Source organism: Methylobacterium sp. P5_C11 (assembly GCF_054049775.1).
The window spans coordinates 1-13,577 of record NZ_JBFULS010000028.1; the positions used below are offsets into that span (position 1 = coordinate 1).

13 protein-coding genes are annotated in these 13,577 nt (G+C 69.9%); 5 read left to right on the top strand and 8 right to left on the bottom strand.

Annotation, left to right across the window (positions count from 1 at the left end; genetic code table 11):
• Together groEL and groES are read right to left on the bottom strand one after the other, a co-directional pair.
• Positions 1 to 684: chaperonin GroEL (gene groEL / locus ACXJKQ_RS15870; protein WP_457106695.1), on the bottom strand; the 684-nt coding region annotated here is incomplete at its 3' end.
• A 74-nt stretch (positions 685 to 758) separates the two neighbouring features.
• The gene (gene groES / locus ACXJKQ_RS15875) at positions 759 to 1,049 is read right to left on the bottom strand and encodes a co-chaperone GroES (RefSeq protein ID WP_457106696.1); all 291 of its coding nucleotides are present in this window, start codon (positions 1,047 to 1,049) and stop codon (positions 759 to 761) included.
• Between the two features lie 208 nt (positions 1,050 to 1,257).
• Between groES and ACXJKQ_RS15880 the strand changes: the two genes are divergently transcribed.
• Together ACXJKQ_RS15880 and ACXJKQ_RS15885 are read left to right on the top strand one after the other, a co-directional pair.
• Positions 1,258 to 2,244, top strand: a complete 987-nt coding sequence (locus ACXJKQ_RS15880; RefSeq protein WP_457106697.1) for a CorA family divalent cation transporter — start codon at positions 1,258 to 1,260, stop codon at positions 2,242 to 2,244.
• A gap of 209 nt (positions 2,245 to 2,453) precedes the next feature.
• The gene (locus ACXJKQ_RS15885) at positions 2,454 to 3,914 is read left to right on the top strand and encodes a methyl-accepting chemotaxis protein (protein ID WP_457106698.1); all 1,461 of its coding nucleotides are present in this window, start codon (positions 2,454 to 2,456) and stop codon (positions 3,912 to 3,914) included.
• A 48-nt stretch (positions 3,915 to 3,962) separates the two neighbouring features.
• Here ACXJKQ_RS15885 and ACXJKQ_RS15890 read toward each other — a convergent pair whose 3' ends face one another.
• The 4 genes from ACXJKQ_RS15890 to ACXJKQ_RS15905 form a co-directional block, all read right to left on the bottom strand.
• Positions 3,963 to 4,229 (bottom strand): hypothetical protein, encoded by a 267-nt coding sequence (locus tag ACXJKQ_RS15890; protein ID WP_457106699.1) that lies wholly within the window; start codon positions 4,227 to 4,229, stop codon positions 3,963 to 3,965.
• Positions 4,226 to 6,523 carry an FdhF/YdeP family oxidoreductase gene (locus tag ACXJKQ_RS15895; protein ID WP_457106700.1) on the bottom strand — a complete coding sequence of 766 codons (2,298 nt, stop codon included), beginning with the start codon at positions 6,521 to 6,523 and terminating at the stop codon, positions 4,226 to 4,228. The genes ACXJKQ_RS15890 and ACXJKQ_RS15895 overlap by 4 nt, the downstream gene beginning before the upstream one ends.
• 326 nt (positions 6,524 to 6,849) lie before the next feature.
• On the bottom strand, positions 6,850 to 7,926 hold the full coding sequence (locus ACXJKQ_RS15900; protein ID WP_457106701.1) for a quinone-dependent dihydroorotate dehydrogenase: 1,077 nt from the start codon (positions 7,924 to 7,926) through the stop codon (positions 6,850 to 6,852).
• A complete protein-coding gene (locus tag ACXJKQ_RS15905) occupies positions 7,923 to 8,273 on the bottom strand; it encodes a DUF952 domain-containing protein (RefSeq protein ID WP_457106702.1) in 351 nt (116 codons plus the stop codon). The genes ACXJKQ_RS15900 and ACXJKQ_RS15905 overlap by 4 nt, the downstream gene beginning before the upstream one ends.
• 315 nt (positions 8,274 to 8,588) lie before the next feature.
• On the opposite strand from ACXJKQ_RS15905, the gene ACXJKQ_RS15910 reads away from it, so the two are divergent.
• From ACXJKQ_RS15910 to ACXJKQ_RS15920, 3 genes are all read left to right on the top strand, one after another.
• Positions 8,589 to 9,221: a S24 family peptidase gene (locus ACXJKQ_RS15910; protein ID WP_457106703.1), complete on the top strand. Its 633-nt coding sequence runs from the start codon at positions 8,589 to 8,591 to the stop codon at positions 9,219 to 9,221.
• A 112-nt stretch (positions 9,222 to 9,333) separates the two neighbouring features.
• A complete protein-coding gene (locus ACXJKQ_RS15915; RefSeq protein WP_457106704.1) occupies positions 9,334 to 10,431 on the top strand; it encodes a two-component system sensor histidine kinase NtrB in 1,098 nt (365 codons plus the stop codon).
• Positions 10,432 to 10,546: 115 nt separating this feature from the next.
• Entirely contained in the window at positions 10,547 to 11,518 is a 972-nt protein-coding gene (locus ACXJKQ_RS15920; protein WP_457106705.1) for a TIM44-like domain-containing protein, read from the top strand.
• Between the two features lie 46 nt (positions 11,519 to 11,564).
• Here ACXJKQ_RS15920 and rsmA read toward each other — a convergent pair whose 3' ends face one another.
• Together rsmA and pdxA are read right to left on the bottom strand one after the other, a co-directional pair.
• Positions 11,565 to 12,443 carry a 16S rRNA (adenine(1518)-N(6)/adenine(1519)-N(6))-dimethyltransferase RsmA gene (gene rsmA, locus ACXJKQ_RS15925; RefSeq protein ID WP_457106706.1) on the bottom strand — a complete coding sequence of 293 codons (879 nt, stop codon included), beginning with the start codon at positions 12,441 to 12,443 and terminating at the stop codon, positions 11,565 to 11,567.
• 10 nt (positions 12,444 to 12,453) lie between these two features.
• Complete coding sequence (gene pdxA, locus ACXJKQ_RS15930) at positions 12,454 to 13,569, bottom strand: 4-hydroxythreonine-4-phosphate dehydrogenase PdxA (RefSeq protein WP_457106707.1); 1,116 nt, start codon at positions 13,567 to 13,569, stop codon at positions 12,454 to 12,456.
• Between the last annotated feature and the right edge of the window lie 8 nt (positions 13,570 to 13,577).

Below are 13,577 nucleotides of genomic sequence, written 5' to 3' on the forward strand. Positions count from 1 at the left end.
GGACAGCTTCTTCTCGTGGATGAGGATGTAGGGGTCCTCAAGCTCGGCGACCATCTTCTCCGCGTTCGTGATGAAGTACGGGGACAGGTAGCCGCGGTCGAACTGCATGCCCTCGACGACGTCGAGTTCGGTCTCGGCCGTCTTGGCCTCCTCGACCGTGATCACGCCCTCGTTGCCCACCTTCTGCATGGCGTGGGCGATCATCTCGCCGATCTCCTTGTCGCCATTGGCGGAGATCGTGCCGACCTGAGCGACCTCGTCGGAGGTCGAGACCTTCTTGGCACGGGCGATGATGTCCTTCACGGCGGCCTGGGTGGCGAGGTCGATGCCGCGCTTCAGGTCCATCGGGTTGATGCCGGCGGCGACGTACTTGGCGCCCTCGCGGACGATGGCCTGGGCCAGCACGGTCGCGGTGGTGGTGCCGTCACCCGCGATGTCGTTGGTCTTCGAGGCCACTTCGCGCACCATCTGGGCGCCCATGTTCTCGAACTTGTCGGCGAGCTCGATCTCCTTGGCGACGGTGACGCCGTCCTTGGTGATGCGCGGGGCGCCGAAGCTCTTCTCGATCACGACGTTGCGACCCTTCGGGCCGAGCGTCACCTTCACCGCATCCGCGAGGATGTCGACGCCGCGCAGCATCTTATCGCGGGCGTCGGCGGAGAAACGAACGTCTTTCGCTGCCATGGTTTGCCTCTTGTCTGGTTGGGTTCGACCCCAAGACCCCGCGGGGCCTCAAAGGGTGGAGACGGGCGATCCGATCAGAGGGCGACGACGCCCATGATGTCGGATTCCTTCATGATCAGGAGGTCCTGACCGTCGATCTTGACCTCGGTGCCGGACCACTTGCCGAACAGGACGCGGTCACCGGCCTTCACGTCGAGCGCGTTGACGCGGCCGGACTCGTCGCGGGCGCCGGGACCGACGGCGATGACCTCGCCCTCCTGCGGCTTTTCCTTGGCGGTGTCCGGGATGATGATGCCGCCCTTGGTCTTCTCTTCGCCTTCGATGCGACGGACGACCACGCGGTCGTGCAGCGGACGGAACTTCATGAGCTGCCCTCTTGCTTCAGGTCTGGAGTTGGCGTTGATGCGGCCGGCGGGACCGCTTGCGAACTCGACTGTTAGCACTCTGTCTCGGCGAGTGCCAAAGACGTCGGCGAGATAGGCTCGCCACGCTTGGGTGTCAAGGCTGTCGCACCCTCGCGCGACGGCTTGATGACCTGCCCTTACCCTTTTCCCCGGCGGATGACGTGACCCCATGCTGAGCCTGCACGGACCCGAGGGCTCGCTGGCGCCGGATCTCGGCGGGGCCATCCCGGCGGACGCCGTCTGGCTCGATCTCAAGGATCCGAGTTCCGAGGAGGCGGCCGCCGTCGAGGCAGCCACGGGCCTGCGCATTCCCTCCCGGGAGGCACTGGCAGAGGTTGAAACCTCCAGTCGCCTGCGCCGAGTGAAGGCCGGTTTCTCGGTGTCGACCCCGATGATCACCTTCGAGCGCAGCGACTCGCAGTTGAAGCCCCTGGGCTTCCTGCTGTCGAAGGACCGGCTGGTGACCGTGCGCTTTCACGATCTGCGCGCATTCGACTCGGCCGGGAAGCGGATCGCCGATGGCGACGGCAGCGTCACCCCGAGCGAGGTCTTCCTGGTGATCCTGGAAGAGCTCGTGGACAGCCTCGCCGATGCCCTGGAGGATATGGGATCGGACCTCGACAGCCTGTCGACGCGGATCTTCGACTTCGATGTTCGCGGCGCCGAGCGGCGGCGCCTGGAGAGCCCGCCGCCCCGGCGCCGGGACCTCGCCCTGCGTCGGATCCTGCGGGGGATCAGCAACCGCGGAAAGGTCCTGGGAAAGATCCGCGCCAGCCTGCTGGGACTCGAGCGGATCATCCCGTTCGTGGCGGCGGCATGCGACGGCATCGGCCTGCCGGACGATACCCGGTTCGAGACCATCAAGCGGGACATCGAATCGCTCGACGAGTTCGAGACGCGCCTCGCGGAGAACGTTCAATTCCTCCTCGACGCGGCCCTGGGGCTCATCACCATCGAGCAGAACAACGTCTTCCGCGTGCTCACCGTCGTCTCGGTCGTCGGCGTTCCGCCGACGTTGATCGCCTCGATCTACGGCATGAATTTCAAGCACATGCCGGAGCTGGACTGGACCCTCGGATACCCCTACGCCCTCGGCCTGATCCTCTTCAGCGCCGTAGCGCCGATGATCTATTTTCGTATTCGCGGATGGTTCTGACCTTTTCGCATTTAATATAGTCTTCTAGTCCAATCATTGCGCATTCCGATCGTATCGCCGCCCGAGAAATCGATGTCTTTTATCCGTCCGGCGAGAAAGGCAAGGTCTCGCGCACTACCTAGCCGGGCACGACTGATCTGTCACTCCAACGAAATCGTTCATTAAGGATGTCCGCGCTATCAGGGCCGCCGAGAAACGCGAGCCTAGCCATGTTCAACCGCAGCACCTTCAACGAAGCCCAGGCCAAGATCGATGCCCTCGATCGCTCGCTCGCGATCATCGAATTCTCCATGGACGGAAACGTCCTGCACGCGAACCAGAATTTTCTGGCGCTGATGAAATACAGTCTCGCCGACATCAAGGATCGGCACCATCGCGTCTTCGTCGACAAGCACTTTGCCGAGACGGCGGATTATGCGGCGTTCTGGGACACGCTGAAGAAGGGTGAATACGTTACCGGCGAGTTCCTGCGTCTCGACAAGGACGGCGCCTCGGTGTGGCTGGAGGCAACCTACAACCCCGTCCTCGACGCCCGCGGTCGGCCCGTGAAGGTCGTCAAGTTCGCGTCGGACATTTCCGCGAAGAAGAAGGAGGTCAACCGGCTCCTGACGATGATCGACAACGTCCCGGTCGCGGTGATGACCGCGGACCTGACGAACGATTTCAAGATCGACTACATGAACGCCACGTCGCGCCGGACCCTCGGGACGATCGAGCAGCACCTGCCCGTGACGGTCGACGAGATGATGGGCTGCTCCTTCGACGTCTTCCACAAGAACCCGCATCATCAGCGGACCATGCTGGCGGATGCGAGCCGGCTGCCCCATACCACCAAGATCAAGGTCGGGCCGGAGACCCTTAATCTCCGGGTCACGGCCGTGAACGACGAGACGGGCCGGTACATCGGCCCGATGCTGACCTGGGCGGTGGTCACCGCACAGGTGAACATGGAGACCGACGTCAAGCGGGTCGTCGAGGCCGTGGGTTCCGCGATCCAGGAGATGCAGAACTCGGCCCAGGGGCTGATGCAATCGGCCGAAGCCGCGCGGGACAAGGCCTCCTCGGTCGCGGCCAGCTCCGAGCAGATGAACGGTGCGATCCAGGAGATCTCCGGTCAGGTCGGACGGGTCTCGGAGCGCGCGCAGCAGATCGCCGTCCAGGCCGGAACCACCGACGCGACGATGCGCCAGCTCGCCGAGAACGCCCGCAAGGTCGACGCGGTGGTCGGCATGATCAAGTCGATCGCCGACCAGACCAACCTCCTGGCCCTGAACGCCACCATCGAGGCGGCCCGGGCCGGCGCCGCCGGTCGCGGCTTCGCGGTGGTGGCGAGCGAGGTGAAGGCGCTCGCCGAACAGACCGCCAAGGCGACCGGCGAGATCACCCAGCAGGTGTCGGCGATCCAGAGCGCCACGGGCGAGGCGGTCGGCGCCATCGAGATGATCACCGCGGCGGTGGGGGAACTCTCCAAGCTGACCCTGTCCATGGCGGGCGCCGTCGAGGAGCAGGCGGTCTCGACCCATGAGATGGCGGGCAATATCGGCGGCGTGTCCGAGGCCGCCAGTGCCACCGGTCAGTTCGCCCAGGCGGTCCAGGGCATCGCCGAGAGCCTCGCCGGCCATTCGGCCGGGCTTTCGGAGAGCGTGACCCGGTTCATGAAGACGGCCTGATCGGGCATGGGCCGCCCGCGATCCGCGGCACCGCACTGACAGAGCCGTTCAGGCGGGCGCCGCGTACCGCGTCCGCTGTGTGCGCGGATCGCGCGCGGTCACGGCGAGGCGACCGGCCTCCTCCAGGCCGGAGACGGCCCGCAGCACCAGGGCGTGTTCCACACCGAAGGTGCGGGCGAAGGCGCGGCTGTCGCCGGGCAGGCCCAGCTCAAGGGCCGCCAGGAGGCCGGCCGCCAACGGGTCGAGGGCGGGATCGGCAGCCGTGATCCGGTCGAGGGCGGCGACGAACGCCGCCTCGTCGGGCGCCCCACTCACGCCGCCGCGCGCGCCTGCAGCGTCACTAGCACCGACTTGGAGGTCGGCGTGTCGCTCTTCTCACCGAAGGTCGAGAGCGGCACCAGGACGTTGAGTTCCGGGTAGTAGCCCGCGAGCGAACCCCGCGGCATGTCGAAGGGTACCAAGCGGAAGTCCTCGGCCCGCCGAGGGGTGCCGTCCGCGTGGAGGCCGACGATGTCGACGCGCTCCCCGAGCCGGTCGCGGATCTCCGCGAGGTCGTCCGGATGGGCGAAGACCACCCGGCGCTCGCCGTACACACCCCGGTAGCGGTCATCCAGGCCGTAGATCGTCGTGTTGTACTGATCGTGGCTCCGGAAGGTCTGGAGCACGAACGTGTCCGGCGCCTTCTGCGCGGCCTGGTGTTCGGTCTCGGCCGGCAGCGCCTCCGCCGAGAAATTGGCGCGGCCCGTTCCGGTCTCGAACACACGCTCGGCGGCGAGGTTGCGCAGCATGAAGCCACGCGGCTTGCGCACCCGGGTGTTGTAGCCGGTGAAGCCCGGGATCGTGGCGGCGATCGCCTCGCGGATCCGGTCGTAATCGGCGGCGAAGCCGGCCCAGTCGATGGCGGCCGAGCCGACCGTCGCCTGCGCCATCCCGGCGATGATGGCGATCTCGGAGCGCAGCTCTGCCGAGGCCGGCTTGTTGATGCCGCCCGACCCGTGGACCATGCTCATCGAGTCCTCGACGGTCACGATCTGGACCTTGCCCTCGGCGTTCCGGTCGATCTCGGTGCGGCCCAGGCAGGGCAGCAGGTAGCCGACCGCGCCGGGCACCAGGTGGGCGTGGTTGAGCTTCGTGGCGATGTGCACGGTGAGCCGGCACGAGGCCAGCGCCCGCGCGACGACCGGCGTGTCGGGCGTCGCGCGCAGGAAGTTGCCTCCGAGCCCGATGAAGGCCTTGGACGTGCCGTCGCGCATGGCGCGGATCGCCGCGAGCACGTTGTGGCCGTGCCGGCGCGGCATGGCGAGGCCGAAATGCTGCTCCAGGGCATCCAGGAAGGCGGCGGCGGGGCGCTCGTTGATGCCGACCGTGCGATCGCCCTGCACGTTGGAATGGCCGCGGACCGGGCAAAGGCCCGCGCCGGGCCGACCGATATGGCCCCGCAGGAACAGGAGGTTGGCGATCTCCCGGATCGTCGCCACGGAGTGGCGGTGCTGGGTTACGCCCATGGCCCAGGTGGCGATGACGCGCTGCGCCCCGAGATAGACGTCCGCCATGGCGGCGATTTCGTCCATCGTGAGGCCGGACTGGTCGAGGATCGCCTCCCAGGAGGTCGCCTCGACGGCCGTCCGGTAGGCCTCGAGCCCGTCGGTATGGTGCTCCAGGAAGGCGCGGTCGAGGAGCGAGGGGCGGCCGGCCGCCAACGCCTCGGCGTCGCGAGCGAACACGATCTTGGCGATGCCGCGGAAGGCCGCCATGTCGCCGCCGGAGCGCGGCTGGAGGTAATGACTCGCGATGGGGCGGCTCGCCCCGCGCAGCATCTCGACGGTGTTCTGCGGGTCGGCGAACCGCTCCAGGCCGCGCTCGCGCACAGGGTTCAGCACGACGACCTGCGTCCCGCGCTCGGCCGCCCGACGCAGGTCGCCGAGCATGCGCGGATGGTTGGTCCCGGGATTCTGGCCGACGCAGAAGATCGCGTCCGCCTTCTCGAAATCCTCCAGCAGGACCGTGCCCTTGCCGATGCCGATCGCGTCGATCAGCGCGACGCCGCTGGCCTCGTGGCACATGTTCGAGCAGTCGGGGAAATTGTTGGTCCCGTAGGCCCGCGCGAAGAGCTGGTAGATATAGGCCGCCTCGTTCGAGGCGCGGCCCGAGGTGTAGAACTCCGCCTGATCCGGATGGTCGAGGCCGCGGAGCGTCGCGCCGATCTCCGCGAAGGCCACGTCCCAGCTCACCGGCAGGTAGCGGTCGCTCGCTGCGTCGTAGCGCATCGGATGCGTGAGGCGGCCCTGCCCCTCGAGGGCGTAGTCGCTCCAGCCCCGCAGCTCGGTCAGCGTGTGCTTGGCGAAGAAGGACGGCTTCGTGCGCTTGTCGGTGGCCTCCCAGGAGACTGCCTTCACGCCGTTTTCGCAGAACTCGAAGGACGAGCCGTGCTCCGGGTCGCCCCAGGCGCAGCCGGGGCAGTCGAACCCGTCGGGCTGGTTGGCCTTCAGCAGCGCGCGGGCGCCGGTGAGGGGCGCGCGGCTGCCGAGCAGGTGCTTGCCGCAGCTCTTCAGAGCGCCCCAGCCGCCGGCGGCGGATGAGCGCTTGGAAGACCCTTCAGACTGGGCCATGAACCGTCCTGGAATTGGTGGCGCGAAGGCTCTCGCAACCGCGAGATAAGCGTCTCCGCAGCACCCTCACAATGGCGTGTCCGCGCAGGCCCCTCATGCACGGGACACAGGCTAACCTCCCGCTCCGTAAAGCCTTTCCAAACCGTCAAGGCGCGGATCGGCGGCCTGGGCGCCGGCTTCGCCGACGGAGYGCCGCGCTCGCGGCGTTCGCGTGCGGCGAAGCGACCTCAGGCGCCGCCGGAGGGAGGGACGCGGCGCGGCGCGGCTCGATGGCTCCGCCTCGCTCGCATTCACCAAGGCGCCGAGGCGGTCGTCCTGATGTCGGGTCAGTCCCCGCGGGCGAGATCGGCGGCGCCACGTCCGACGGCCTGCCGGAGCGACGCGATCCCATCCCGCTTCATGCGCTCCAGGAGTCCCGCCTTGATGCGCCCGACCAGCCCCGGGCCTTCGTAGACGAGGGCCGAGTAGAGTTGCACCAAGCTCGCCCCGGCTAGGATCTTGGTCCAGGCGGCCTCCGCCGAATCGACGCCGCCCACGCCGATTAGCGGCAGGTCGTCCCCGACGCGCAGGCGGGTCTGGGCCAGCATCCGGGTCGCCGGACCGAAGAGGGGGCGACCGGAGAGGCCGCCTGTTTCCCTGGCGAGCCCACGTTCGCGGAGGCTCGCCGGCCGTGCCACCGTGGTGTTGGACACGACCAGGGCCTGGACACCGCGCCGCCGGGCGGTGTCGCAGACCGCGTCGAGGGCATCGAGCGCCATGTCGGGGGCGATCTTCAGGAGGATCGCCGCCTTGGCGCCGGCCGCGTCGCGGGCCTCGATCGTCCGGGCGAGCAGCTCGTCGAGGAAGGCCTCGCCCTGGAGGTCGCGCAGGCCCGGCGTGTTGGGCGAGGATACGTTGACGGTGACGAAGTCCACCAGGGGCGCGAGCGCGGCCGTGCAGGCGGCGTAGTCGGCGAGGCGGTCGGTCGAGTCCTTGTTGGCGCCGATATTGACGCCGACGAGGCCCGGACGCCCCCTCCGGGCGCGCAGCCGGTCGGCCACCACCTCCAGCCCCTCGCTGTTGAGCCCGAAGCGGTTGATCACCGCCCGGTCGGCGGCGAGGCGGAACACCCGGGGCCGGGGATTGCCGGGCTGCGGCCGCGGAACGACCCCGCCGACCTCGACGAAGCCGAAGCCGAGACCGAGCAGCGCGTCCGGCACCCGCGCGCCCTTGTCGAAGCCGGCCGCGAGACCGACCGGGTTCGGGAAGCGGCGGCCGAGGAGGTCGACGGCGAGCCGCGGATCATCTGCCGGGGGAGCTGCCGGAGGCAGGAGGGCGAGGGCGTGCAGCGTCAGGTCGTGCGCGCGCTCCGCGTCCAGGCGGTGCAGCAGGGGCCGTACCAGGGGGAAGGCGGCTTCGATCATGCGGGCAGGATCCCGACCGGGAAGGCATGCTGTCCATCCGCCCCAAGCGGCATTTCGTCCACCGAGACCACCGCGGCGAGGGGGAGCGGTCCGTAGAGATGCGGGAACAGCGCGCCGCCCCGGGAGGGCTCGTAGCGCAGACTTTCCCCGAGGGCATCGGCCGCGACGGCGACGAGGAGCAGGTCGCCCTGTCCCGCGAAATGACGGGCCGCCGTCTCGGCAACCTGGGCAGCCGTGGAGAAGTGGATGAAGCCGTCCTGCCGGTCGATCGGCGCGCCGCTGAATGCGCCGGCGGTCTCGGCCTCGCGCCACAGGGCGCGCGGGCAGATCTTGTAGATGAGCGGCATCGAAGCTCCTCGGAACCGACGCGTCGATAGAGGGGCCGCGTGCCCGCGGCAACACCGATACGCCCCGAGGATTCGAGGAGCGATTGCATTCTGCCGCCCGTAGTTCTACTTTCCTACGAGTAGGCTGACCGTCATAGAGCCGTGTCCGGAGCGGGAGACCGTGTCCGGACTGCGCATCGTCAAGTATCGCCGCGCGTACCCGGCGGGTGTCGACCGCACCCGGCGGCAAGACCGTCTGCATGCCTCCGAGGCAGCCGGATTCCGGCTGGTGAGACGGGGGCGCCTCCCCGCTCTGGGTGAGCTTCCGAGCCCGCTATGCTGTCGCACGAGCAGATCTGGAACGCCATCGACCGGCTCGCCGAACGGCACGGCTACTCGGCCTCCGGACTCGCCCGCAGGGCCGGCCTGGATGCGACCAGCTTCAACCGCTCGAAGCGCGTCGGCGCCGACGGTCGCAAGCGCTGGCCCTCTACGGAATCGGTGTCGAAGGTCCTGGCCGCGACCGGATCGAGCCTCGACGAGTTCCTGCGCCTGATCGAGGCCCGGGAGATCCCGGCCCGGACCATGGTCCCGCTGATCGGTCTCACCCAGGCCGGGGCCGGCCGCCTGTTCACCGACGAGGGTATGCCCACCGGCGGCGCCGGCTGGGAGGAAATCGAGTTCCCCGACCTCGGCGAGGAGCGGGCCTTCGCGCTGGAGATCCAGGGCGATTCCATGCTGCCGTTGTTCCGGGACGGGGACGTCCTGATCGTGTCGCCGACGGCGAGCGTGCGCAAGGGCGACCGTGTCGTGGTTCGCCTGCACGGCGGCGAGGTCCTGGCCAAGGAATTGAAGCGGCGTACGGCCCGGACCGTCGAGCTGGCCTCGCTGAACCCGGAGCACGAAGACCGGATCCTGAATCTCGGTGAGGTCGCCTGGATGGCCCGGGTCATGTGGGTGCGCCAGTAAGCCCGCGGACGAACTGGCCGGCTCGCTTGGCCCCCTCGCTTGGCCGTGACGCGGTTCGTCGCTATCGCTCATCCGTCGCGGACCTTCCGCATCCGCTGAGTGCGAAAGCAGCATGGAGCAGCCCGGGACGGATCACAGCGCGGCCGAGGGCGGATCGCTCTCAGACGAGGCCCGCACGCTCCTCGACGCGCTGCCGACGCCGAGCCTCGTGCTCGACGCGCAGGGCCGCATCCTCCACGCCAATCCCGCCCTGGCACATCTCACCGGCTTCCCGGCGGAGGCACTCGTCGCGCGGGGCTTCGACCTGATCGTGGCGCCGCGCGCGACACCGCTCGATCCAACCCGGTCCGAAGGCCAAGATTTCCTGGCGGCGCGCGCCGACGGAACCAGCTTCTGGGGTGAACTGACGACGGCCCCCTTGCCCAACACCCAGTGCCGGATCGGCCAGATCCTGGATGTCACGCCGCGCCGCGAGGCCGAAGGCGCCCTGGCCCTGTCCCGCCAGCGCGAAGCGCTGGGGCTCCTGACCAACAGCGTGGCGCACGAGTTCAACAATTTCCTGCAGATCCTGATCGGCTACATCGACGGCCTGAAACGCCGCCTCGGCGACCGCCAGGAACCGTTCATCCAGCGGGCGATCGCGCGCTCGGCCGACGCCACCGAGCGGGCGGCGATCCTGACCCGGCACCTGTTGGCCTATTCCCGTCGCATCGCCCCCGACGTCCGGGCGGTCGACCTCGACGCGATCGTGGCGGATGTCGCCGCCCGCCTCGCCCCCGATCTGCCGGCGGGGATCCGGCTCACCGTCGCGGCCACGCCGGGCCTGCCCCGGGCGATCAGCAACCCGACCCAGATCGAATTCGCCCTGCGGCATCTCGTCGCCAATGCCTGCGAGGCCATGCCCTCGGGGGGGACCCTGACGCTGGCGACCTTCCGGATCGATCCCGGCGACCGCTCCCTGCAGCAGCCGAGCCAGGGCAGCGTCGGGATCGCCATCGGGGATACCGGGCAGGGCATGTCGCCGGAGATGCTCGCCCGGGCACTGGCGCCGTTCCAGACCAGCCACGAGGCCGGGCGCGGCGCAGGCCTCGCCATCGTGCATGGGCTGATGAAGCGCCAGAACGGCACCATCACCATCGACAGCCAGATCGGAACGGGGACCCAGGTGCGCCTCTCGTTCCCGGCGGCGCCGGAGCGCACGCTGCACTGAGCGGTAGAAAACGAGATTCCACGGTTGGTGGGCAGGACTAAAACCCGAGCCCGGCCGTTCCCATATCGTCACTGGCGCAATGCGCCCTCCGGTTCTCGTCCTCAGAGGCGTGTACATGTTTACTGAGTTTTCGCGTCGCCGGCGCGTGGCTGCCCTCCTGGCGCTGGCCGCGGCGCTGACCGTCGCGGCACCCGTCGCCGAAGCCCGTCCGGGCGGTGGTGGATCCTTCGGATCCCGCGGATCGCGCACCTACACGGCGCCGTCCGCGACGCCGACGGCCCCGGGCGGCGGCATGTCGATGCAGCGCTCGCAGACCGCGCCATCCCCCGGCATGGGCAGCCCCGGCATGCAGGCTCCGGCCGCGCCGGGCCGGCGCTTCGGCGGCGGCTTCTTTGCGGGCCTCCTGGGGGCAGGCCTGATCGGCGCGCTCCTCGGCGGCGGGTTCTTCGGGGGCCTCGGCGGTCTCGCGTCGATGATCGGCCTGCTGTTCCAGGTCGGGCTGGTCGTCCTCGTGGTGATGCTCGCGCTGCGGTTCTTCCGCCGCCGGAACGAGCCGGCTGGTGCCGGCGCCCCCTACGCCCGCTCGAACCTCGACGGGCCGCAGGGTCCGGGCGGCCCGATGGGCGGGGCTCCCGCCGGTCCTGCGGGCGGGACGTTCCGCGGCGGCCAGCGGCCCCCGCAGGCACGCCCGGTGCAGATCGGCCCGGCCGACTATCAGGCCTTCGAGCGTCTGCTCGGGGACATCCAGGACGCCTATTCCCACGAGGATCGGGTGACGCTGGGCAACCTGTCGACGCCCGAGATGGTCGCGTATTTCGACGAGGAGCTGCGCAACAACGCGGCCCGCGGGGTGGTGAACAAGATCTCCGACGTGAAGCTGCTTCAGGGCGACCTCGCGGAATCCTGGGGTGAGGATCGCACCGACTACGCCACCGTGGCGATGCGCTATGCCCTCAAGGACGTGATGGTCGAACGGGCCGGCGGCCGCGTCGTCTCCACGGATTCGTCCGAGGCGACCGAGCTCTGGACCTTCCTGCGGCAGCCCGGCCGCGGCTGGGTGCTGTCGGCGATCCAGCAGACGCGCTGACCGCCACCGCGTCCCGGCCTCCGCGCCGGGGCTTCCGAGACATCCTTCAGGCCGGCGCCGTCACAGCGGCGCCGGCTTTTCTGTGTGCGTCCCACAGGTTGGCGAGGGCGACGAAGCCCGCCACCGAGATCTCCTCCGCCCGCGCCGTCTCGGTCAGGCCCGCTTCGGCCAAGAGCGCCCCTGCATCCTGCGTCAGCACCTTGAGGCTCTGGCGCAGCATCTTGCGCCGCTGGCCGAACGCCGCCCGGGTGACGGCCTCCAGGGCACCAGCGCGGCAGGGCAGGGGCTTTGCCCGCGGCACCAGCCGGACCACGCTGGACGTCACCTTCGGCGGCGGGACGAAGGCCGAGGGGCTGACATCGAACAGAATCTCGGCCTCGCTGCGCCAGCCGCAGAGCACGCCGAGCCGGCCGTAATCGGCCCGCGTCTCCGGCCCGGCGACGATGCGATCGGCGACCTCGCGCTGGAACATCAGCACGGCCTGATCCCACCAGGGCGGCCAGGCCTCGCCGCCGAGCCAGCCGGTGAGCAGCGCCGTGCCGACATTGTAGGGCAGGTTGGCGACGATCCGCGCCTGCCCGGCGCCCACGAGTGGCCGCGGGTCGAAGGCGAGGGCATCGGCGTCGATGACCTCGAGGCGACCGGGATAGTGGGCGGCGATCTCGGCAAGGGCCGGCAGGGCGCGCGGGTCGCGCTCGATCGCCACGACGCGCGCCGCCCCCTCGGCCAGCAGCGCGCGGGTCAGGCCGCCCGGCCCGGGGCCGACCTCCACCACGGTCACGCCCGCCAGCGGTCCCGCCGCGCGGGCGATCCGGCCGGTGAGGTTGAGGTCGTACAGGAAGTTCTGGCCGAGGGCCTTCCTGGGCTCGAGGCCATGCCGGGCGACCACATCGCGCAGCGGCGGGAGCCCGTCGCCGGCACTCATGATGCGTGCGTCACAATTCGTCCTCGGGATCGAAATGTTGTGCGCCCACGGGCCGGGGCCGTCCGGCATACACGCTGAACGGAATGATCGCGGCCCCGTCCGCCGCGCCGGTCCGCGCCGCCTCGTGGGCGGCCAGCCGGTCGGCGAGGCGCAGGGCCGCCATGAGGCTGTCGGGCCGCGCGATGCCCTTGCCGGCGATGTCGAAGGCGGTGCCGTGGTCCGGCGAGGTCCGCACGAACGGCAAACCCAGGGTGACGTTGACGCCGTCGTCGAACGCGATGGTCTTGATCGGAATCAGGGCCTGATCGTGCGTGGGCGCCAAGGCGACGTCGTAGGTGGCGCGCGCGCGAGCATGGAACAGGGTATCGGCCGGCAGCGGCCCGCGAATATCGATGCCCTGCGCCCTGAGCCGCGCCACCGCGGGCGCGAGGACGTCCCGGTCCTCGTGGCCGATAGTCCCCGCCTCGCCCGCATGCGGGTTCAGGCCGGCCAGCACGAGGCGCGGCTCGGGGAGGCCGAACCGGTCCCGCAGGTCCCGGGCGACGATGAGAGCGGTCTCCTCGACGAGGTCCTGCGTCAGGAGACCGGGCACGTCCTTGAGCGGAACGTGGATCGTCACCGGCACCACCGAGAGGCCGGCGCTCCAGATCATCATGACGGGCCGGGGCGGCGTCCGGCCGGGCGGCGCCGAGAGGGCGGCCAGGAACTCGGTGTGGCCGGGATGCGCGAAACCCGCCCGGGTCAGCACGAACTTGGCGATCGGGTTGGTGACCACCGCCCGCGCGCGCCCGGCCTTCACGAACGCCACCGCCGCCGTGATCGACTCGATGATCGCGCCGGCATTGACGGAATCCGGGACACCGGGCTCGGCCGCGACGCGGGCGCCGCTGGGCAGCGGCACCACCGGGAGGGCGCGCGGGAAAACCTCGGCGGCGGTCTCGGGATCGACCTCCGCCACCGGGACGGCGCGGCCGAGGCGATGGGCGAGGCGCTCGATGAAGTCGGGATCCGCCACCAGGAAGAACGGCGGCAGCGGATCGGCGCCGCCCCGCCCGAGCCAGGCGCTGAGCGCCAGCTCCGGACCGATCCCGGCAGGGTCTCCGAGGGTGAGGGCGAGGGGCGGCATGGGGGGTC

Bases quoted from the DNA above. Each gene is read 5' to 3' on its own strand.
- ACXJKQ_RS15905 (WP_457106702.1), bottom strand. From the start codon at position 8,273: ATGCCGCTCATCTACAAGATCTGCCCGCGCGCCCTGTGGCGCGAGGCC.
- ACXJKQ_RS15885 (WP_457106698.1), top strand. From the start codon at position 2,454: ATGTTCAACCGCAGCACCTTCAACGAAGCCCAGGCCAAGATCGATGCC.
- ACXJKQ_RS15920 (WP_457106705.1), top strand. From the start codon at position 10,547: ATGTTTACTGAGTTTTCGCGTCGCCGGCGCGTGGCTGCCCTCCTGGCG.
- rsmA (WP_457106706.1), bottom strand. From the start codon at position 12,443: ATGAGTGCCGGCGACGGGCTCCCGCCGCTGCGCGATGTGGTCGCCCGG.
- ACXJKQ_RS15900 (WP_457106701.1), bottom strand. From the start codon at position 7,926: ATGATCGAAGCCGCCTTCCCCCTGGTACGGCCCCTGCTGCACCGCCTG.
- ACXJKQ_RS15895 (WP_457106700.1), bottom strand. From the start codon at position 6,523: ATGGCCCAGTCTGAAGGGTCTTCCAAGCGCTCATCCGCCGCCGGCGGC.
- groES (WP_457106696.1), bottom strand. From the start codon at position 1,049: ATGAAGTTCCGTCCGCTGCACGACCGCGTGGTCGTCCGTCGCATCGAA.
- ACXJKQ_RS15910 (WP_457106703.1), top strand. From the start codon at position 8,589: ATGCTGTCGCACGAGCAGATCTGGAACGCCATCGACCGGCTCGCCGAA.
- ACXJKQ_RS15880 (WP_457106697.1), top strand. From the start codon at position 1,258: ATGCTGAGCCTGCACGGACCCGAGGGCTCGCTGGCGCCGGATCTCGGC.
- pdxA (WP_457106707.1), bottom strand. From the start codon at position 13,569: ATGCCGCCCCTCGCCCTCACCCTCGGAGACCCTGCCGGGATCGGTCCG.
- ACXJKQ_RS15915 (WP_457106704.1), top strand. From the start codon at position 9,334: ATGGAGCAGCCCGGGACGGATCACAGCGCGGCCGAGGGCGGATCGCTC.